This is a genomic window from Streptomyces sp. NPDC059853 (assembly GCF_042731495.1).
In the GTDB taxonomy this organism is placed as follows: domain Bacteria; phylum Actinomycetota; class Actinomycetes; order Streptomycetales; family Streptomycetaceae; genus Streptomyces.
Genome location: NZ_JBHWJL010000005.1, coordinates 1 through 20161, shown reverse-complemented (window position 1 = coordinate 20161; position 20161 = coordinate 1). Strand labels below are relative to the sequence as shown.

Here is a 20161-nt window from a genome sequence, read left to right as displayed (position 1 = left end):
GCTCATCCTTTCCGCGCCGTCAGAGGTCGGCTCGCGCCGCGCGGGTCGCGGGTAGCCGGGGGCCGGTCCCGTAAACCCGCGAGGGGCCCGAACGGATGGCCCTGGGGCGTGCCGCGCCCGGCCGGGGTCTCGCGGCGGTGAAACTGATCCGGTCACGGAGAGTGTGGATGGAGGCGAGCGGAGACAGTGGGAGTGCAGGGCCGCACAGTGGTGGTGGGGGTGGGGAACGAGTTCCGCCGGGACGACGGTGTCGGCCCCGCCGTGGTGGCCCGGCTCGCCGGGCGTGCCCGCCGGGACCCCGCGCTGGCCGGGGTGGAGCTCACCGTGTCCGACGGGGACCCCGGGCGGCTGATCACCCTGTGGACGGGCGCCGGGCTGTGTGTGGTGGTGGACGCCGCGCACGCCCATCCCGGCTGCCCGGGGCGGGTGCACCGGCTGGAGGTCACGGAGGGTGAGCTGCCGGCGACCGAGTCGGCCAGCTCGCACGGCCTGGGACTGGGGGAGGCGGTCGAGCTGGCCAGGGCGCTCGGCACGCTGCCCGAGCGGCTGGTCGTTCTCGCGGTCGAAGGCCGCGACGCCGAGCTGGGCCGGGGCCTGTCGGCGCCTGTCGCCGCCGCGGTGGGGCCGGTCGCCGAGCGGGTGGCCCTGGAGATCCGCCGCCACCGCCCCGTGCCCGCGCCGGTGCCGGCCGAACAGGGGCCGCGCGATGACTGAGCGGTTGCCCGGGCAGCACAGGACATGGCGAATCGAGGTGTCAGGGACGGTGCAGGGCGTGGGCTTCAGGCCGTTCGTGCATCGGCTCGCCACCTCGCTCGGCCTCGACGGATGGGTGCGCAACGTGGACGGCCGGGTGGTCGTGACCGCCACCGGACGCCCCGAGGACCTGACCGCTCTGCTCACCCGCTTCCGCCAGGACGCGCCGGGGCCGGCCGTCGTGGGCCGGCTGACGGTGAGCGCACCCGTCCCCGGCGAACCCCTCCCGGAGGCCGGGTTCGTGGTGCTGCCCAGCGAACGCGGGGCGGCCGGCGGCGCCGTGCGTGAACTGCCGGTGGACACCGCGCCCTGCGCCGCGTGCCTGCGCGAGCTGTCCGACCCCGCCGACCGCCGCTACCGGTACCCGTTCGTCAACTGCGCCGCCTGCGGCCCGCGCGCCACGGTGATCACCGATCTGCCCTACGACCGGGAGCGGACCACGATGGCCCCGTTCCGGTTCTGCGCGCGGTGCGCGGCGGAGTACGCGGATCCGGCCGACCGCCGTTTTCACGCCGAGCCGACGGCCTGCCCCCGGTGCGGCCCCCGGCTGCGCTGGCGGTCCGGCACCACCACGGACACCGGGGAGGGGGCCCTCGCCGCCGCCATCCGGTCGCTCACCCGGGGCGAGGTGATCGCGGTCAAGGGAGTGGGGGGCTACCAGTTGCTGTGCGACGCGACCGAGCCGTCGGCAGTGGCGGCGCTGCGCCGCGGGAAGCGGCGTCCGGACAAGCCGTTCGCGGTGCTGGTGGCGGACCTCGCGGCGGCCGCCCGGATCGCCGAGCTGACGCCGGTGGCGAGCGGCCGGCTCGTCTCGCCCGCCCGGCCGATCGTCCTTGTGCCGGCGCGCGCGACCGCGTCGGGGCCGGTGCCAGAAGTCCATCCCGGGACCGAGCGGATCGGGATCATGCTGCCCGCCGGCCCGCTGCACCAGTTGCTGGCCCAGGACGCGGGCCGGCCCCTGGTGTGCACCAGCGGCAACGTGGCGGGGGAGCCCATCGTCATCGACGACGCGCAGGCGGCTGCCTGTCTGAGCGGGGTGGCGGACGGCTTCCTCGCTCACGACCGGGCGATCCACCTGCGGGCCGACGACTCCGTCGTCGCCGTGGCGGCCGGCCGCCCGATCACCATCCGCCGGGCCCGCGGCTACGCCCCGGCCCCACGGCGGCTGCCGGTCTCCGCGCCCAGCCCGGTGCTGGGCGCGGGCGCCCAGCTCAAGCACACCTTCACCCTCCTCTCGGGCGACACGGCCGTACTCGGCCCGCACACCGGGGACCTCGCCGACGCCCGGACCATGGACGCCTTCGAGACCTCGGTCACCGAACTCTCCCGCCTCACCGGGATCGTCCCGCGTGTGGTGGCCCACGACCTGCACCCCGGCTACGCCTCCACGGGCTGGGCGCTGCGCCGGGACGCCGCGCGGCGCATCGCCGTCCAGCACCACCACGCGCATGTCGCCGCCTGCGCGGCGGAACACGGCTGGACGTCGGCGTTCACCGGTGTGGCGCTCGACGGGCTCGGTTTCGGGGACGACGGCACCCTGTGGGGCGGCGAGATCCTGGTCGCGGACCTGACGGGATACCGGCGGGCCGGCCGCTTCGGCACCGCCCCGCTGCCGGGCGGCGAGGCCGCGGTGCGTTCCCCGCTCCGGATGGCCCTCGGCTACCTGCTGGGCGCGGAGGCGCTCGGCGGCCCGGCCCCCGACCCCGCGCTGGTGGCGGCGTTCACCACCCGGCTTCCCGGGCACGAGGCCGCGGCGGTGCGGGCGATGATCGAGCGTGGCGTGAACTGCCCGCGCGCCTCAAGTGCGGGACGGCTCTTCGACGCCGCCGCCGCCGTCCTCGGACTGTGCGACACCGTCAGTTTCGAGGGACAGGCGGCGATGGCCCTGGAGTCGGCGGCCGGGTCGCTGGACCCCGGGCCGCTGCCGTGGCGGGTCGTCCGAGCGGCCGACGGGCTGTGGGTCTACGACCCGTCCCCCACCCTCGGGGCGCTGCTGGACGGCATGGCGGACCGCACCCCGGTCTCCCGGCTCGCGGCCGGCTTCCACACGGCCGTCGCCCGGGCGGTGTGCGCGCTGGTCGCGCACGCCGTCGGCGAGGGCGCGCCGCCCGTCGCATGCCTGGGCGGCGGTTGCTTCCAGAACGCGCGGCTGGTGTCCGAGATCGGCGACGGTCTCCGCGCCGCCGGGCTGCGGGTGCTCATCGGCGAGCACGTGCCCGTGAACGACGGCGGAATCAGCTTCGGGCAGGCCGCGGTGGCCGCCGCCCTGCTGGCGGCCGAGCAGAAAGGGGAAGCGGTATGTGCCTCGGTATCCCCGGGCGCGTGATCGAAGTGACGGAGGAGACCGGGCTGCGCAAGGCCACGGTCGACTTCGGCGGCGTACGGCGGGAGGCCTGCCTGGCGTACACCCCGTCGGCCGGGCCGGGCGACTACGTCATCGTGCATGTCGGGTTCGCCATCAGCCAGGTCGACGAGGCCGAGGCCCGGCGCACCCTGGAGGTCCTGCGGGCGATGGGTGACGCGGTGGAAGCGGAGCTGGGCGAGCCGCTGCCGCCCGCCGGCGCCGGGACGGCGGCTCCGTGACCGGGGCGGCCCACGCGGACGCGGTCCTCGACCGGACCGGACTCGGCGAACTGGTCCGGGCCCTGGTCCGGCGCGGTCGTACCGTCGTCGGCCCGACCGTACGGGACGGCGCGATCGTCCTCGCCGAGCTTTCCTCCGCCGACGAACTGCCCTACGGGTGGGGCGTCGAACTGGAGGCCGGGCACTACCGGCTGCGCCGCAGGGACGACGCGATGGCCTTCGCACACAGCGCGGGGCCCCAGTCGTGGAAGACGTTTCTGCACCCGGAGCGGGTGCGCCAGTGGAGCGCGGACCGCGCGCCGGACGGCTCCCTGACGATCACGGCGGAGCCGGACGACCCGCCGTCCTACGCCTTTCTCGGGGTGCGGCCCTGCGATCTGCGGGCCATCGCCATCCAGGACCGGGTGCTGACCAAGGGTCCCCACACCGACGAGACCTACCGGCGGCGGCGCGACGGCGCGTTCCTGGTGGTGGTGGAGTGCGTGGAACCCGGCGCCACCTGCTTCTGCGTCTCCATGGGGACCGGCCCCGCCGCACACGGCTCCTACGACCTGGTACTGACGGAGGTGCACGACGCGGGAGGGCACCGCTTCTGGGCGCGGGCCGGCAGCGAGGAGGGCGCCGCCGTGCTGGCCGAGCTGTCACCCGCGCCCGCGGACGGCGCCACGGCCCGGGCCGCGCGGGCCGGCGTCGAGCGGGCCGCCGGCCTCATGGGACGGACCATGCCCGAGGTGGACCTGCGGCTGATGCTGCGCGGCACGCTGGAGGCCGAGCGCTGGAACGACGTCGCCGCCCGCTGTCTCACCTGCGGCAACTGCACCATGGCGTGCCCCACCTGCTACTGCACGACCACCGAGGACATCACCGACCTGACGGGCGATCACGCCGAACGCTGGCGCCGCTGGGACGTCTGCTACGACCTGGACTTCAGCTACGTCCACGGCGGTGTGGTCCGCGCCAGCGGGCACAGCCGCTACCGCCAGTGGCTCACCCACAAACTCGGCACCTGGCACGACCAGTTCGGCAGTTCCGGCTGCGTCGGCTGCGGCCGGTGCATCGTCTGGTGCCCGGTCGGCATCGACATCACCGAGGAGGCCCACGCGCTGCACGCCGAGTCCCTGGACCGGCCCGCTCCGGGCCCCGGGAGCGGAGAGGAACGGGCGTGACGGGGGACACCGGCTTCCTGGCGGGGCTGACCCCCGGCCACCGCGGCCAACTCCTGGCCCTGTCCCGGAACGCCTCCTTCCCCGCGGACCGGCGGATGTTCGAGGAAGGGGAGGACGCCGTCACCTTCTGGATCGTCGGCAGAGGCTCCGTGGCCCTCGACATCCACGTCTCCGGCCGACCCGCACCGGTGGTCGAAACCCTCGGCCCGGGCGACCTGCTCGGCTGGTCCTGGCTCTTCCCGCCCTACCAGTGGCACCTGGGAGCCAGAACCCTCTCCCCGGTGGACGTCCACGCGTTCGAGGTGGCCGAGGTCCGCTCGCACTGCGAGAGCGATCCCGCGTTCGGCTACGACCTCGCCCGCGCCGTCGCCGCCGTCATCGGCGAGCGGCTGCGCGCCACCCGCATCCGGCTGCTCGACCTGTACGGCCCGCCCCCCGGGGGCGGCCGGTGAGCGGGCTGCCGCTGCCCTACGCGGTGACCGGCCGCGAAGAGGAGACGGCGGACACGGCCACCCTCACCCTGGAGCCGGTCGCCGATCCGCTGCCCCCGTTCCGTCCGGGCCAGTTCGCCATGGTGGGTTCCTTCGGCCACGGCGAGGTTCCGCTGTCGTTCAGCGGTGGGTCCCCCTCGACGGAGACGCTGGCGCACACCGTGCGGGCCGTCGGCCCCGTCACCCGTGCGCTCTTCGCCCTGCGCACCGGGCACCAGCTCACGGTGCGCGGCCCGTACGGCACCGGCTGGGACCTCTCCGGGGCGGTGGGACACGACGTGCTCGTCATCGCGGGCGGCCTGGGCCTGGCCCCGCTGCGACCGCTGCTGCTCCACGCGCTCGGCCGCGTCCGGGACTTCTCCTCCGTCAGTGTGCTGATCGGGGCGCGCAGCCCGGACGACGTCCTGTACGGCGCGCAGAGCGGGGAGTGGGCCGTCCGCACCCGGGTGGCCCGCACGGTGGACCGCCCCGGGCCGGGCTGGGAGGGGGAGGTGGGGGTGGTGACCACCCTGCTCGGCCGGACTCCGTACCGGCCGGAGCGCACCAGCGCATTCCTGTGCGGACCGGAGGTGATGATGCGCGCCACCGCGCGGGAACTGATCCGCCGCGGCGTTCCGGCCGCGCGGGTCCAGGTGTCGCTGGAGCGGAACATGCGCTGCGGCACCGGTCACTGCGGCCACTGCCAGCTGGGGCCGCTGCTGCTGTGCCGGGACGGCCCGGTCGTCCGCTGGGACGAGGCCGGGCCGCTGCTCGCGGTACGGGAGCTGTGATGACCGACGATCGCCGTCCCACGCTCGCCGTCTGGAAGTTCGCCTCCTGCGACGGCTGTCAGCTGACCCTCCTGGACTGCGAGGACGAACTGCTCGCCATCGCCGGCCGGATCGACATCGCCTACTTCCTGGAGGCGTCGTCCGCCACCGGTGCGGGACCGTACGACCTGTCGCTGGTCGAGGGCTCGGTCACCACCCCGGCGGACGCCGAGCGCATCCGGCACGTCCGGAACGTCTCGCGGCGCCTGGTCACCATCGGGGCCTGCGCCACCGCGGGCGGGATCCAGGCACTGCGCGACTTCGCCGACGTCGCGGAGTTCCGCGCCGCCGTCTACGCGCGGCCCGAGTACATCGACACCCTCGCCGAGTCCACCGCCATCTCCCGCAACGTACCGGTCGACTTCGAACTGCGCGGCTGTCCCATCGACCGTGGCCAGCTCATCGAGGTCATCACCGCGTTCCTCGCCGGCCGCCGCCCCGACATCCCCGACCACAGCGTCTGCTTCGCGTGCAAGCGCCGCTCGGTGGTCTGCCTCCCGGTCGCCCGTGGCATCCCCTGCCTGGGGCCCGTCACCCACGCCGGGTGCGGAGCGCTGTGCCCGGCCTACGGGCGCGGCTGCTACGGATGCTTCGGCCCGTCGGGTTCCGTGAACCTCCCGGCCCTCATTCCCGTGCTGCGCCGGGACGGGATGTCGGACGCGGACGTGGTGCGGGTCCTGCGGACCTTCAACGCGGCATCCCCCGAGTTCGCCGAGGCGTCGAAGCGGATCGAGGAGAACTCCGAGCCGGAGGAGGGAACACCGTGACGCACCGGGGTTCGCGGGTGGTCCACGTCGGCGGGCTGTCCCGGGTGGAGGGTGAGGGGGAACTGCGGCTGCGGGTGCGGGCCGGCGAGGTCACCGAGGCCAGACTGCGGATCTACGAGCCGCCCCGGTTCTTCGAGGCGTTCCTGCGCGGCCGTGCCCACACCGAACCGCCCGACATCACCGCACGGGTGTGCGGCATCTGCCCCGTGGCCTACCAGATGAGTTCCTGCCGGGCCGTGGAAGAGGCCTGCGGTGTGACCGTCGGCGGTCAACTGGCCGCGCTGCGCAGGCTGTTGTACTGCGGCGAGTGGGTCGAGAGCCAGACCCTGCACATCCATCTGCTGCACGCCCCCGATTTCCTGGGCTACGACGGGGCGATCCAGATGGCCCGTGACCACCGGGCGCACGTCGAACGCGGGCTGCGGATCAAGCAGGCGGGCAACGCCATCGTCGAACTGCTCGGCGGCCGGGCCATCCACCCGGTGAACGTCCGTCTCGGCGGCTTTCACCGCGTTCCCCCGGAGGGCGAACTGCGGCCCCTGGCGGAGCGGCTGCGCCGGGCGCGGCAGGACGCGCTGGACACCGTGGAGTGGGTGGCAGGCTTCGACTTCCCCGACGCGGGTGCCGACTGGGACCTGCTGGCCCTCGCCGAGCCGGGCACCTACGCCATCGAGCGCGGCACGCCCACCGCGATGGCGGCTCCCTCGTCCGCCGGGCTCGACCCGGGCACCACCCAAGCGCTGCCCACCCGTTCGTTCCCGGTCCGGGAGTTCGAGCATCATGTGGTGGAGCGTCAGGTGCCGGGTTCCACGGCACTCGCCTCCTCGCTCGACGGGCGCCGCCACCTCACCGGGCCACTGGCCCGTTACGCGATCAGCGGTCGGTGGCTCTCCCCCCTCGCGCTCCAGGCCGCCCACGCGGCCGGTCTCGGCGACCCCACCGCCGGTGTGGTGTGCCGCAATCCGTTCCGGAGCATCCTGGTGCGTGCCGTCGAAGTCGTCTACGCGCTCGACGAGGCGCTGCGCCTCATCGCCTGCTACGAGCCGCCGGAGGCGGCCGCCATCGACGTGCCGCCCCGCGCGGGCACCGGGCACGGTGCCACCGAGGCGCCGCGCGGACTGCTCTACCACCGTTACCGGCTCGCCGCGGACGGCACGGTCGAGAACGCCTCGCTGATCCCGCCGACCGCCCAGAACCAGGACGCCATCGAGGACCATCTCCGGCGTGTCGTCCAGGCCCGTATCTCGGCGGGGCACGAACCCGACGACGACGAACTGCGACGGCTGTGCGAGCGGGCCATCCGCAATCACGACCCGTGCATCTCCTGCTCGACCCACTTTCTCGATCTCACCGTCGACCGCGGCTGACCCGGCCGCCCCCGTGGAGGACCCACCGTGCGTTATCTCGACGAATACCGGGACCCCGTGCTCGCCCGGCGACTGCTGGCGGAGACGGCCGCGCTCGCCACCCGCCCCTGGCGGATCATGGAGGTGTGCGGCGGACAGACCCACACCCTGGTCCGCCAGGGCATCGACGAACTGCTGCCGGCCGGCATCCGCATGGTGCACGGCCCCGGGTGCCCGGTGTGCGTGACCCCGCTGGAGACGCTCGACCGTGCCATGGCCGTCGCCGCCCGGCCGGGGGTGGTCTTCACCAGCTTCGGTGACATGCTGCGGGTGCCCGGCTCCACCACCGACCTGCTGACGGCACGGGCCCGGGGCGCCGATGTGCGCGTCGTCTACTCGCCGATGGACGCGGTGGAGATCGCCCGGCGTGAGCCCGAGCACGAGGTCGTCTTCCTCGCGGTGGGGTTCGAGACGACGGCCCCGGCCAACGCGATGGCCGTGCTGCACGCCGCGGAACTCGGCCTGCGCAACTTCAGCCTCCTCGTCAGCCACGTGCTCGTGCCGCCTGCCATGACCACACTGCTGGAGGACCCGGACTGCGAGGTCCAGGCGTTCCTGGCCGCGGGCCATGTGTGCGCGGTGATGGGCTGGTCCGCCTACGAGCCGATCGCGGAGCGCTACCGGGTGCCGATCGTGGTGACCGGCTTCGAGCCCCTCGACCTCCTCGAAGGCATCACCATGGCCGTCCGGCAACTGGAGGAGGGCCGCGCGGAGGTGGAGAACCAGTACGTACGCGCCGTACGCCGGGGCGGCAACCACCCGGCGCAGCAGGCGGTCAGCAAGGTCTTCCGGGTCACCGACCAGGTCTGGCGCGGGCTGGGCTCCCTGCCGGACAGCGGCCTCGCCCTCGCCGAGGAATACGCCGCCTTCGACGCCGCCCTGCGGTACGACGTCGGGTCGCTGCGGACGGTCGAGCACCCCGAGTGCATCTCCGGCGCCATCCTCACCGGTGCCAGGACACCGACCGACTGCACGGCCTACGGCACCCGGTGCACTCCGCGCACCCCGCTCGGCGCTCCCATGGTGTCCGGCGAGGGCACCTGCGCCGCTTTCCACGCCGCCGGGCGCACGGCGAGCACGGCGGGGAGCGCGGCATGACCGGGGTGACCGACGAACCGGTGCCCGGACCCGGCGGAGTCTGTCCGCCGCTCCGCACCGGGCAGGACGCTCATGTGCTGCTCGGCCACGGCGCGGGAGGCAGGCTCTCCGCGGAACTCCTCGACTCGCTCGTCCTGCCCGCGCTCGGTGTTCCGGCGGGCGGGCCGATGGAGGACGCCGCGACCCTGCCCACCGCCGACTCCCTGGTGATGACCACCGACGGCTTCGTGGTCAGTCCACTGGTCTTCCCCGGGGGCGACATCGGCGACCTGGCCGTGCACGGGACCATCAACGACCTGGCCATGCGCGGCGCCGAACCGCTGGCCCTCACCGTCGCCCTGATCGTGGAGGAGGGCCTGCCGATGGGCGAACTCGCGACGGTGCTCGCCTCGCTGGGCGCGGCGGCACATGCCGCGGGGGTGCCGGTGATCGCCGGCGACACCAAGGTGGTGGGACGGGGCCAGGCCGACCGGCTGTTCATCACCACGACGGGGGTCGGCCGCCGGATCCCCGGCCTCGCGCCCTCGGCGGCGGCGGCCGGGAGCGGAGACGCGGTCCTGCTCAGCGGCCCGATCGGCGCCCACGGCACCGCCGTGCTCAGCACCCGGGAACGGCTGGGCTTCGTCACCGACATCGTCTCGGACACCCGGCCGCTGCACCGGCTGGTCCGACTGCTGTCCCCGCTGGGCGACCGCGTGCACGCGCTGCGCGATCCCACCCGTGGCGGGCTGGCCGCCGCCCTCAACGAGATCGCCCGGGACTCCCGGGTCCAGGTCGAGATCGACGAGGCTTCCCTCCCGGTTCCGGATCAGGTGGCGGCCGCCTGCGGGCTGCTCGGCCTCGACCCGCTCCAGGTGGCCAACGAGGGCTGCCTGGTGGCCTTCGTGGCGGCGGACGCGGCGGATGAGGCGCTGCGCCTGATGCGGTCGCTGCCGGAGGGCGCGGACGCGGTGCGGGTGGGGCGGGTGACCGAGGGCCCGCCCGGACGTGTGGTGCTGAACACCCTGGTCGGGGCCCTGCGGATCGTCGATCTGCCGCTGGGCGAACAACTGCCGCGCATCTGCTGACGGCCTGGCGGCGCGGAGGTCACGGGATGTCGATACGGCGTCCCGTGATCCGCTCGGGCTGGACGCGTACCCACAATTCGCGTTCCCCACCCGCCCAGGGCTCGGACCGGGCCTCCCGCGCCAGCCGGCGCACCTCCTCCTCCGGAGCACCGACCTGCAGGGCCCGCCCCACCACGAGAACGCTCCATCCCCGGCTCATCGCCTCGTCGACGTGGTCCACCTCGAAGGCGACCTCCTGCCCGACCGCCTGTCCCGGGGTGCTGCCGTGCGCGGTGCGGTAGACCACGCTGCCGTCCACGACGGTGTAGTTGACCGGGAGCACCGCGGGACCGTGCTCGGTGTACAGGGCGATCCGTCCCACGCCGTGCCTCCCCAGCCGCTCGCGGCACTCCTGCTCGGTCAGCTCCACCAGTTCGGGATGGGCGGCCGCCTGTCCGAGACCGGGGGGCAGATCCTGTTCCCCGCCCAGCAGAGCGGGGACGGAGGTGCGCAGCGCCCCGGCCAGGCGCAGCAGGGTGGCCGTGCCCGGGGCGGGGCCGGGATGTTCCTCCAGGTGCGCGAGGTACTCCTCGGCGAAGCCGGCCCGCTGCGCCACCTCCGCGCGGCTCAGGCCCAGCTCCGAGCGGCGGGCCGCCGCCCGCCGCCCGAGGTCGCCCCGGCCGTCCGCCGGTGCCGTCATGGCTGCCTCCTTCGCCGCCGGAACCGCCACGGACAGCGGCGGTTCCCGTGGTACCAGGGTCGGCCGCCCGGGCGCCCGCCGCCATCACGCCCGGGTCATCCGGGTGACGACGTGCGGGTCACCGGCCGTCGTCGTCCCTCTCCGGCCGGGTGATGTGGGCGTCGGGCCCGGGGAAGACCAGAGCCACGTGCCCGGTGTCCGACCAGCGCACGTCGTAGGGCGGTTCCCCGCCGGAACCGTGTACGCCGAGGATCTCCCCGTCCCGGCGCGGTCCGTCCGCGGTACGGCTCTCCACGACCAGGTGGTCGCCTCGATGCGCCCGCATGGTGATCACGCTCCTCTCTGCCGGGAAACAAGCCGTTCCCGTACCTCATCGACCAGTGATTCCAGAGCCGGCGAGAGCCGCGCTCCGGGGGCGACGGGCCCGCGGATACGCCGGGCCGCCGCCGGAAGCATCGCGAAGTCCCGGGCGAATCGCCGGTGCGAGGCCGCCTGCGACGGCCGGGGTCCGGTGCGCCGGCCGTTCCGCATCACCGTCTCCATGAGCGGTTCGCCGTCCGGGGGCGCGGGTTCGTCCAGGGTCGCGGTGACGTCGGCGTACCGGGGGCGGCGCCAGGACTGGTGCGGCCCCGGCAGCGTCGTCTTGCCGGTCGACAGTTTCATGGTCGGCCGGCCCCGGTAGGAGACCAGTTTGTACGCGGTGTCGAGGTAGGGCGCGTCGGCCGAGACCCCGACCTTCGTGCCGACCGCGTAGATGTCGATCGGCGCCCCCCGGCCCACCAGTGCGTCGATGGCGTATTCGTCCAGCCCGCCGCTGGCCACGATCGCCACGTGGGGCAGTCCGGCCCCGTCCAGGATCCGCCGGGCCCGGACGGCGAGGTCACCCAGGTCACCGCTGTCGAGGCGGATCGCGGCCCCCGCGGTCCTGCCCGTCTCCCGGAGGACGTCGGCCGCGTGCCGGGTGCCCGATTCCGTGTCGTAGGTGTCCACCAGGAACGTCAGCGGCCCCGGGTGGGAGGCGGCGAAGGCGCGGAAGGCGGCCCGCTCGTCCTCGAAGGCCTCGATGAACGAGTGCGCCATCGTGCCCGTCGCGGGCAGGTCGTAGCGGTGGGCCGCTTCCACGTTGCTGGTGGCGGCGAAACCCACCAGGGCACCGAGCCGCGCCGCCTGGTCCGCGGCCTCGGCGCCGTGGGTGCGGCGCAGGGAGAAGTCCACCACCGGCCGTCCCGCGGCGGCGATCACGCAGCGCGCGGCCTTGGACGCGACGGCGGTCTGGTGGCTCACGCGGTTGAGCAGCATGCTTTCCACCAGCTGGGCCTGGGGCAGGGGTGCGGTGACCTCCAGCAGCGGTTCGTTCGCCAGCACGATGCGGCCCTCGGGCACGGCACGGACCGAACCGGTGAACCGGGTCCCCCGCAGGCCCGCCAGATCACCGGCGGGCCGGTGCAGGGCGTGGGCGAGGACGGCGGCGTCATGGGCGTCGACGTGATAGCGCTCCAGCATGTCCAGGACCGATTCCAGCCCGGCGGCCACGAGGAAGCCCCGTTCAGGCGGCAGGGAGCGGGCGAAGAGGCTGAAGGTGGCCTCCCCGGTCAGGCCGTGGTCCAGATAGGCCATGGCCATGGTCACTTCGTACAGGTCCGTCCGTGTGGCTTCCGGCACGGTGTCCCTCCGTGAGGGCCGGGTTCGCGGCCACTCGCCGGGCTGTCGAGCGCCCGCCCTTCCTCTTCCACGCTCTCTCCCCGGGGCGCTCCCCGCAAGGGCGGAGCGTTCAGGGCAGCTGCCGCAGGAACGGGTCGTGCGGGTGGGGCGGGCCGACCTGGATCCGGGCGCCGACCACGACGGCCCCCCGACGCTCCAGCATGACGGGGTCGAGGTCGATGCCGGTGATCTGCGGCAGGTCGGTCGCCATGGCTGACAAGCGCAGCAGCGTGTCCTCCAGGGCCGACAGGTCCACGTTCTCCGACCGCGCGTACGCCGTCAGGGCCGGGGCGATCCGGGGCTCGGTGAGCAGATCGTGGACGTCGCTGTCGGTGAGCGGCGCCAGACGTGCCGCGGGCGCGCCCGGCTCCCCGGCCGTGGCACCGCCGGGACCGAACAGGACGACCGGCCCGAAGACCGGGTCCCGTACCGCCCCCGCGTACCACTCCGGCCCCCGCGGGGCCATGGACTGGACGAGCACCCCCTCCAGCCGCTCGCCGAGTTGTGCGGACAGGCTCCGGTAGGCGGCGCGGAACGGCCCGCCCGGAGCGAGATCGAGGTGCACCGCACGGTGTCCGTTCCCGTGCGGCGGGCCGTCGCCGTACCCCTTGAGCGCCACCCGGCCGCCGGGTCCGGCGAGCTGCTGGGCGGCGCGGGCGGCGGTGTCCTCGTCGGTGGCCCAGGCCCAGGGGAGCTGGCGGATGCCGTACCCGCTCAGCAGCCGGGCCGTGCGGGGCGGGTCGAGCCGCCCGCCGTCCGGATGGGCGGCGAGGTAGGTGTCGAGGACGCGGGAGCTTCCCTCCCGGTCGGTTCCGGTCAGCTCGGGGATCACCCCCGCCGCGCGGGTGCGCCGGTGATGGTGCGCGGTGGCGTGGGCCAGGGCGCGGGCGGCCGGAACCGGGTCGGCGTAGGACGGGAGAGTTCCTCCCGCCGCCGACGGCAGCAGCGTGACGTGGTCGGGCTGGTCCAGCAGGACGCAGAGCACCGGCTTGGGCGGGGTGCCCCCGCCCGCCCGGGTCACGGCGCGGAGCAGGTCCTCGCCCGTGGAACGCTCGATGGCCGTGGGCACCAGGCTGACGAGGACGGCATCGACACTGTCGTGGCCGGACAGGGTGGCCAGGGCCCGGGCCAGGGCTTCCTCCGTGATCGCGGGGGTCAGGTCGACGGGGTTGGTGAGGACCGCGTCCGCCGGCAGGTTCTCGCGCAGCGCCGCCACCAGGTCGTGGGAGAACTCCGGCACGGTCAGCCCGGCCTCGGAGCAGGCGTCGGCCGCCAGCACCCCCGCTCCGGCCGCGTTGGAGAGCACGGCCACCGCGGGCCCTTGCGGCGCGGGCTGGCTGTGCAGGAGCGCCGCCGCCTCCAGCAGTTCGGCGATGCTCCGGGTCGCGATGATGCCCGCCTGGGCGAAGAGCGCCTGCCGGGTCGGGGTGGAGGTGGCGGCGGCCGCCGTGTGCGAGGCGGCGGCCCGGCGGCCGGCGGCCGTGCGCCCCGCGTCCACGGTGAGGACTGGCATCCGGCGGGAGACGCGCCGGGCGGTACGGGAGAAGACCTGCGGATTGCCGAAGGATTCGAGGTGGAGCACCGCCAGGTCGGTGCGGCCGTCCTCCTCCCACCACTGCAACAGGTCGTTGCTGCTCACGTCGTACTTGTTGCCGAGCGACACGAACGTCGACACGCCGATTCCCAGGCGGGACAGCCCGTCGAGCAGAGCGATGCCGATGCCGCCGGACTGTACGGCGATACCCGCGGTGCCGGGCCGCGCGGCGTGCGCGGCGAAGGTGGCCTGGAGGCGGACGCCTTCCTCGTTGTTGGCGATGCCGAGGCAGTTGGGACCCACCAGGCGCATGCCGTGGGTGCGGCAGGCGGTCAGCAGGGCTCGGCCCTGGGCGGAATCCAGGCCCGAGGTGACCACCACCAGGGCCCGTACCCCGGCCCGGCCGCATTCCTCGGCGGCTCCGGGGATCTGCGGGGCGGGAAGAGCCAGCACCGCGAGATCGGGCGTGCGCGGCAGTTCGGCGACCGAGGGGGCGGAGGGCACGTGTTCCAGGAAGCGCGCGTGAGGATTGACCGCGTAGGCGAGGCCCGTGAAGTGACCGCCGGTCAGGTTGCGCAGGATGGCGCGGCCGACGGAGGCCGGACGGGTGCCCGCGCCGATCACCGCCACGCACCCGGGGCGCAGCAGCGGCACCAGACTGGCGATGCCGGCGGCGCGGGCCCGTTCGTCCACGGCACCCGGATACCGGTCGTCGCCCGCGTCGAGGCGAACCGTGCACCGTACCTCGTTCCCCTCGAAGCGGCGGGAGACGGGCAGGCCGAGATCGGCGAACACCTGGAGCACCGGCTGGTTGTCGGCGAGCGCCTCCGCGGTCAGCCGGGAGACGCCCTCCCGGCGGGCCGCGTCCACCAGGTGCTCGATCATGAGGGTTCCGATGCCGCGATGGTGCCAGCCGTCGGCCACCGCCAGCCCGATCTCCGCCGTGGCCCCCGCCGCGTCCACGAGGTCGTACTCGGCTGCCCCGACCACCTCCTCGGCGGAGCCGGCGAGGATGCCGTGGTAGCCGGGCCGGGGCGGCGCGGTCATGCGATCGGCGGCCTCGTGGCCGGCGCGACGGCTGAAGGCGAAGAACCGGCGGCGCAGATCGGCCGGCGACATTGCCGCGTACATGCGGGCGATCGCGTCCCTGTCGCCGGGGCCGGGCGGACGCAGCCACACTGTCGTGCCGTCCGACAACAGCGCGTGCGTCGTCCCGGTGTCGCCGCTGCGTGCCATTCCTGATCACCAGCCTGGGGGAGGGGGTCCTTCCAGGATCCGCCGGGCGGTCCGCCGCCGCGCGCGCCCCGGTCCGAATGGGCGGAACACCGCACGGACGGCTGAGGACCGCCCGCCCGATGGTCCGGCTCGCGTGGCGGGGTCCTTCCACCGGTGGTCAGCTGAGCGGGAGGGCCGGGGACCGGAACGCACGGAGGGCGGTGGCGGGTGATGGCACACCCCATCGTGGTGGGCATCGACGGGTCGGAATCCAGTCTGCGCGCGGCGGACTGGGCGGTGGACGCGGCGGACCGCCGCGGCCGTGAGCTGCGCATGGTGTACGCGTCGTTCTGGGAACAGTTCGAGGTGATGTCCCCCTCGGTGGGCCTGAGCCGCCCCGAGGGCGGCATGATGGCCCGCAACGTGCTGGCCGCCGCCCAGCAGCGGGCTTCCCAGCGGCGACCGGCCGTGAAGGTGAGCGTGGAGGTGCTCACCCAGCCACCGATTCCCGCGCTGCTGGAAGAGGCGGGGTCCGCCTCGATGATCGTGGTCGGCTCACGTGGCCGGGGGCAGCTGGCCGGCCTGCTGCTCGGCACCGTCGGGCTCGGGGTGGCCGCCCGGGCCACCTGCCCGGTCGTCGTGGTCCGGGGAGCCGAGCCCGCACGGGAGGGCTACTTCCAGCGGGTCCTCGTCGGGATCAAGGACGTGGACCGGCCCGCGGCCGTCGCTTTCGCCTTCGAGGAGGCGGACGCCCGGCAGTGCGAACTGCGTGCGGTGCACGCCTGGCTCTCCCCGGCCGAAGGCGGTACCGGCCGGCAGACGGAGCGGACGGCCGCCGACGTACTGGCCCGCTCACTCGCGCCCGGGAAGGAACGCCATCCGGACGTACGGGTGGTGGAGCGACCGCAACGCGGGGCCCAGCGGTCCGCACTGCTCACGGCGGCGGAGACAGCGGACCTGCTGGTGCTCGGCGCCCACCGGCGCGCCACCCCGGTGGGGCTGCACCTGGGGCTGACCTCGCACGCGCTCCTCCAGCACGCGGCCTGTCCGGTCGCCGTGGTGCCCGAGCACTGAGCACGCGCCCGGGACGGCCGACGCACCGCCCCGGCAGGCAGCCCCGGACGCCCGGCGTCTCCGGAACGCTCCCGGGGTCCCCGCCACGGCCCGCGGCGCCCACCGGGCTCGGTGCCTCCGGGCGGCGCGGGGCTCCCGGGTCAGCCGACGAGCGACGAATAGTTCTCCTCCTCCTGGGCGACGTGCAGGAGGAGGAGAGCGTGCAGCCCGTACAGGCACCGTCTCAGGTCCGGGATCTGCTCGTCCCGCAGAACGGCACGCGCGCCGGGCCGGTCCTCGCCGGCGAGGGCGAGGTGAGCCGTGAGCCGATGCGTCAGCCGTTCGATCTCGGTGCGCGACCTGCTCAGGGCCGCCGTGGCCTCGGGGCCGCCCAGCCACCGGGCGAGGACCGGGTAGGCCTCCCGCTCCTCCTCCCGTTCGTGCGGCAGCAGCCGCTCCCTGAGCCCCGCCTCCGCGCGGCGGACCGCGGGCAGCGCCCGGTCCGGATCCCCGTCGGAGAGCGTCTCGGCGGCGACCCGGGTGGCGTCGACGATCTCCCCCAGGGCCACGTGCCCCGCCTGACACCGTCGCACCAGATCGCGGGTACCGGGGTCGGGACGGCGCTCCGTCCCGCGGACCGAGCGCAGCGCGTTGAGAATCACCGTCACGTCGATGCATTCCTGCAGCAGCGCCCCGGCGGCCGGAGGCAGCAGCCCGACGGCGGCCACGACCATGGCCGCCAGGGACAGCGCCATGCCGCCCACCGCGCTCTGCACCGCGATCCTCCGTGAACGGCCCGCGATGACCACCGCGTCGGCCAGCCGCTCCACCCGGCCGGTGGTGAGGACGACATCGGCGACCTCGGAGGAGGCGCTCGATCCGGTCGCCCCCATGGCGACGCCGACATCGGCCGCCGCGAGGGCCGGAGCGTCGTTCACCCCGTCGCCCACCATCACGGTCACCGCGCGCTCGCACTCCTCGCGGACCGAACTCACCTTCTGGGCCGGGCTCTGGCCCGCGCGCACGGCATCGAGCCCGAGCATGGCGGCGACATCCCGGGCGGGCCCGGGACGATCCCCGGTGAGCAGCAGCGTTCTGTCGATGCCCGCCGCCCGCAGACGCCGCAGGGTGCGGGGGGCGTCCAGCCGCAAGGGGTCCTTCAGCAGGACGGCCCCGACCAGCGTGCCGCCGGCGCCGACCCACACCACCCCCGCACCTTCCACCAGCGCCCGGTTCTCCGCCGCGCGCGCCCAGCCCGGGACCTCCGCCCGGCTCTCCCGGCGCCCGACACTGATCGCCTCGCCCTCCACCACGCCGCGCACGCCCCGGCCCGGCTCCTCGCCGACGCCCACCGCCGGCGGCACCTCCAGCGATCTGCGGTGCGCCTCGTCGACCAGCGCCCGGGCCAGGACATGCGGGGAGTACTGATCGACGGAGGCGGCGACCCGCAGCACCCGTGCGGCGTCCCAGCCCTCGGCCGCCAGCACCTCGACCACCGTCGGCCGGCCGGCGGTGAGCGTCCCCGTCTTGTCCAGCACCACGGTCCGTACCTGTCCCAGGCGTTCCAGCGCGCCCCCGTCCCGGACCACCACCCCCAGCCTGGCGGCGTGGGCCAGGCCCGAGACGATCGCCACCGGGGCAGCCAGCAGCAAGGGGCACGGGGTGGCCACCACCAGGACCGCCACGGCCCGCACCGGGTCCGCGCTCCACCACCAGGCCACCCCGGCCAGCACCAGGGTCACCGGCACGAACCAGGCGGCGTACCGGTCCGCGAGCCGCACCACCGGTGCTCCCGCCGCGACCGCCTGCTCGGCCAGCCGGACGATCTCCGCGTAAGTGCTGTCCGCCTCCGTCGCCGTCGCCCGGAGTTCGAACACCTCCCCGCCGTTCACCGCGCCACTGCGCACGCGCTCGCCCTCGCCCCGTACGGCGGGCTCGGGTTCGCCCGTCAGCACGGACTCGTCCAGGACGGCCGTCGCGCCGACCACCCGGCCGTCGACCGGAACCACCTCACCGGGGCCGACCACCAGCACATCGCCCGGCGCCACCTGCGCCAGCGGGACGGTCAGCACGCCCTCCGCCACACGTTTGCGCGCGGTGTGCGGGGCGTGCTCCAGCAGGGAGCGCAGGTCCCGCTCGGCGCGCCGCTCGGCCGCCGACTCCAGCCAGCGTCCGGTGGCCAGCATCAGGGCGATCAACGCTCCCGCCAGATACTCCCGTACCGCGAGCGACCCGCCCAGCGCCAGCACCGCGATCAGGTCCACCCCGGTCCGTCCGTGACGCACCGCGCGCGCCACCCACACCACCGCCGGAACGAGTCCGGCCACGGTTCCCGCCGACCAGACGAGGTCGGCCACCGCCCGTGCGCCGCTCCACCAGGCGACCGCACCGGCGACCAGGCACACTCCGGTGACCCCGGTCAGGGCGGGTTCCGTCCAGTGCCGGGTCGCCCGTCCCCGGGGACGGGCCGCGGACGGCGGAGGGGATGGGCCCACAGGACACGCTCCTTCCGGGCACGACACGGCGACGGCCCCACCTGCGCCATGACACCTCAGCCCGCCCGGCAATGCCAGGAACGGCAGGCCGTGCCGCCCGCCCGTGTCCCGCTCCGTCACGGGCGGATCGGCTCGCCGGCGGCGGGAGTCCCACCCGGCGGCCACCGGCGGCGGGGGGCAGTGCGCCGAGCGGATCACAGCCGGGTACCCCCCAGCGGTGACTTCGGACGCGGGCGGCCATGGCGTGCGGGAGCGGGCAAGAGCACACGCCGAGGATGAGCGAAACCGTCCCGTACCCACCGAGTCCGAAGAGAAGGATGCCGAACATGAAGCCCTCCCTCGTCCGGCTGGCAACCGCTGTCAGCGGTCTGGCCCTGACCGCGGTGTCCGTCGGCACCGCCCCCGCCGCCGTGGCGGACTCCAGGACCCCGTCCCTCAGCACGGTGCAGGACACCCGCGCCGCCATGCGCGGTGAGGGGTTCGCCCACGCCGCCTACCTTCTCTACGCCGACGAGGCGGACCGGGAGGGGCACGGCCGGATTGCCGAGCTCTACCGCAGCACCGCGCAGACCGAGCTCGGGGATCACTTCACCCAGGAGGCGGCGCTCATCTCCTACGTCGGGAGCAACGAGTCCAACGTCCGCCAGGCGATGGAGGGCGAGCGGTTCGAGGCCACCTCCATGTACCCGACCTACGCCGAGGAAGCCCGCCAGGACGGGGACATCGCCGCCGCCGAACTCTTCACGGAGATCGCGGCGGACGAGGCCGAGCACAGGGAACTGCTGGCGCTCGCCCTCAAGGCGCTCACCACCGGCGAGGGAAAGATCCCCGCGCCGCCGCAGGTGGACCCCGTCGCCGTGCCGGCCGGTCTGCCCCAGGTGTCCTCCGCGCGGACCCGGGCCAACCTCGACGACGCCATGCACGGTGAGGGCCTGGCCAACGCCACGTACACGCTCTTCGCCCAGCACGCGCGGGACACCGGCGAGCACCGGCTCGCCGCCCTGTTCGAAGGGCTCGCTCAGGTGGAACTGCGGGAGCACTTCGCGTCCGAAGCCCTTCTCGCCGGCCTGGTCTCCGACACCGCCACGAACCTCCGGACGTCCATCGCCGGGGAGACCTACGAGGCCGAGGTCATGTACCCCACGTTCGCCCGCCGCGCCGCGGAGAGCGGTGACGCCGGAGCGGCCGAACTGTTCACCGAGATCGCCGGGGACGAGGCCGGGCACGCGGAAGCCTTCCAGCGGGCGCTGAACCACCTCGGCTGAGCTACGGGCCTGGGCCCCGCCGCTGCAGCACGGCCGGGACCGGATGTGAGCTGCCCTGCCCCGTGGGGCAGTCCGCGGG

Annotated in this window: 17 protein-coding genes; 12 read left to right on the top strand and 5 right to left on the bottom strand. The window is 74.7% G+C overall.

What is annotated here, in order from left to right:
* The first annotated feature begins 192 nt into the window (after positions 1-192).
* The 10 genes from ACFV5N_RS01145 to hypE are packed head-to-tail and all read left to right on the top strand — an operon-like array spanning position 193 to position 10140.
* Complete coding sequence (locus ACFV5N_RS01145; protein WP_385592395.1) at positions 193-714, top strand: hydrogenase maturation protease; 522 nt, start codon at positions 193-195, stop codon at positions 712-714.
* Complete coding sequence (gene hypF, locus ACFV5N_RS01140; RefSeq protein ID WP_385592394.1) at positions 707-3079, top strand: carbamoyltransferase HypF; 2373 nt, start codon at positions 707-709, stop codon at positions 3077-3079. Before ACFV5N_RS01145 ends, hypF begins: the two co-directional genes overlap by 8 nt.
* Positions 3052-3336 carry a HypC/HybG/HupF family hydrogenase formation chaperone gene (locus ACFV5N_RS01135; protein ID WP_346136440.1) on the top strand — a complete coding sequence of 95 codons (285 nt, stop codon included), beginning with the start codon at positions 3052-3054 and terminating at the stop codon, positions 3334-3336. The genes hypF and ACFV5N_RS01135 overlap by 28 nt, the downstream gene beginning before the upstream one ends.
* The gene (locus tag ACFV5N_RS01130; RefSeq protein ID WP_385592392.1) at positions 3333-4502 is read left to right on the top strand and encodes a 4Fe-4S dicluster domain-containing protein; all 1170 of its coding nucleotides are present in this window, start codon (positions 3333-3335) and stop codon (positions 4500-4502) included. Before ACFV5N_RS01135 ends, ACFV5N_RS01130 begins: the two co-directional genes overlap by 4 nt.
* Entirely contained in the window at positions 4499-4954 is a 456-nt protein-coding gene (locus ACFV5N_RS01125; RefSeq protein WP_385592390.1) for a Crp/Fnr family transcriptional regulator, read from the top strand. The genes ACFV5N_RS01130 and ACFV5N_RS01125 overlap by 4 nt, the downstream gene beginning before the upstream one ends.
* On the top strand, positions 4951-5763 hold the full coding sequence (locus ACFV5N_RS01120) for an FAD/NAD(P)-binding protein (RefSeq protein WP_385592389.1): 813 nt from the start codon (positions 4951-4953) through the stop codon (positions 5761-5763). Before ACFV5N_RS01125 ends, ACFV5N_RS01120 begins: the two co-directional genes overlap by 4 nt.
* A complete protein-coding gene (locus ACFV5N_RS01115; RefSeq protein WP_346069746.1) occupies positions 5763-6569 on the top strand; it encodes an oxidoreductase in 807 nt (268 codons plus the stop codon). Before ACFV5N_RS01120 ends, ACFV5N_RS01115 begins: the two co-directional genes overlap by 1 nt.
* Complete coding sequence (locus ACFV5N_RS01110; protein WP_385592387.1) at positions 6566-7936, top strand: Ni/Fe hydrogenase subunit alpha; 1371 nt, start codon at positions 6566-6568, stop codon at positions 7934-7936. Before ACFV5N_RS01115 ends, ACFV5N_RS01110 begins: the two co-directional genes overlap by 4 nt.
* A gap of 27 nt (positions 7937-7963) precedes the next feature.
* Positions 7964-9073 (top strand): hydrogenase formation protein HypD, encoded by a 1110-nt coding sequence (gene hypD, locus ACFV5N_RS01105; protein ID WP_385592385.1) that lies wholly within the window; start codon positions 7964-7966, stop codon positions 9071-9073.
* On the top strand, positions 9070-10140 hold the full coding sequence (gene hypE, locus ACFV5N_RS01100) for a hydrogenase expression/formation protein HypE (RefSeq protein ID WP_385592383.1): 1071 nt from the start codon (positions 9070-9072) through the stop codon (positions 10138-10140). Before hypD ends, hypE begins: the two co-directional genes overlap by 4 nt.
* 19 nt (positions 10141-10159) lie before the next feature.
* Here hypE and ACFV5N_RS01095 read toward each other — a convergent pair whose 3' ends face one another.
* The 4 genes from ACFV5N_RS01095 to ACFV5N_RS01080 form a co-directional block, all read right to left on the bottom strand.
* Entirely contained in the window at positions 10160-10819 is a 660-nt protein-coding gene (locus tag ACFV5N_RS01095; RefSeq protein WP_346069738.1) for a pyridoxamine 5'-phosphate oxidase family protein, read from the bottom strand.
* A 118-nt stretch (positions 10820-10937) separates the two neighbouring features.
* Complete coding sequence (locus tag ACFV5N_RS01090) at positions 10938-11144, bottom strand: DUF1918 domain-containing protein (protein WP_346069736.1); 207 nt, start codon at positions 11142-11144, stop codon at positions 10938-10940.
* Between the two features lie 5 nt (positions 11145-11149).
* Positions 11150-12481, bottom strand: coding sequence for a nicotinate phosphoribosyltransferase (locus tag ACFV5N_RS01085; RefSeq protein WP_346069734.1), 1332 nt, complete (start codon positions 12479-12481; stop codon positions 11150-11152).
* 109 nt (positions 12482-12590) lie between these two features.
* Positions 12591-15290, bottom strand: coding sequence for a GNAT family N-acetyltransferase (locus ACFV5N_RS01080; RefSeq protein ID WP_385592380.1), 2700 nt, complete (start codon positions 15288-15290; stop codon positions 12591-12593).
* 210 nt (positions 15291-15500) lie between these two features.
* Between ACFV5N_RS01080 and ACFV5N_RS01075 the strand changes: the two genes are divergently transcribed.
* On the top strand, positions 15501-16343 hold the full coding sequence (locus ACFV5N_RS01075) for a universal stress protein (RefSeq protein ID WP_385592378.1): 843 nt from the start codon (positions 15501-15503) through the stop codon (positions 16341-16343).
* 140 nt (positions 16344-16483) lie between these two features.
* Here ACFV5N_RS01075 and ACFV5N_RS01070 read toward each other — a convergent pair whose 3' ends face one another.
* The gene (locus ACFV5N_RS01070; RefSeq protein WP_385592376.1) at positions 16484-18817 is read right to left on the bottom strand and encodes a heavy metal translocating P-type ATPase; all 2334 of its coding nucleotides are present in this window, start codon (positions 18815-18817) and stop codon (positions 16484-16486) included.
* Between the two features lie 326 nt (positions 18818-19143).
* Here ACFV5N_RS01070 and ACFV5N_RS01065 point away from each other — a divergent pair, with 326 nt between their 5' ends.
* Entirely contained in the window at positions 19144-20082 is a 939-nt protein-coding gene (locus tag ACFV5N_RS01065) for a ferritin family protein (RefSeq protein WP_385592375.1), read from the top strand.
* Positions 20083-20161 lie beyond the last annotated feature (79 nt).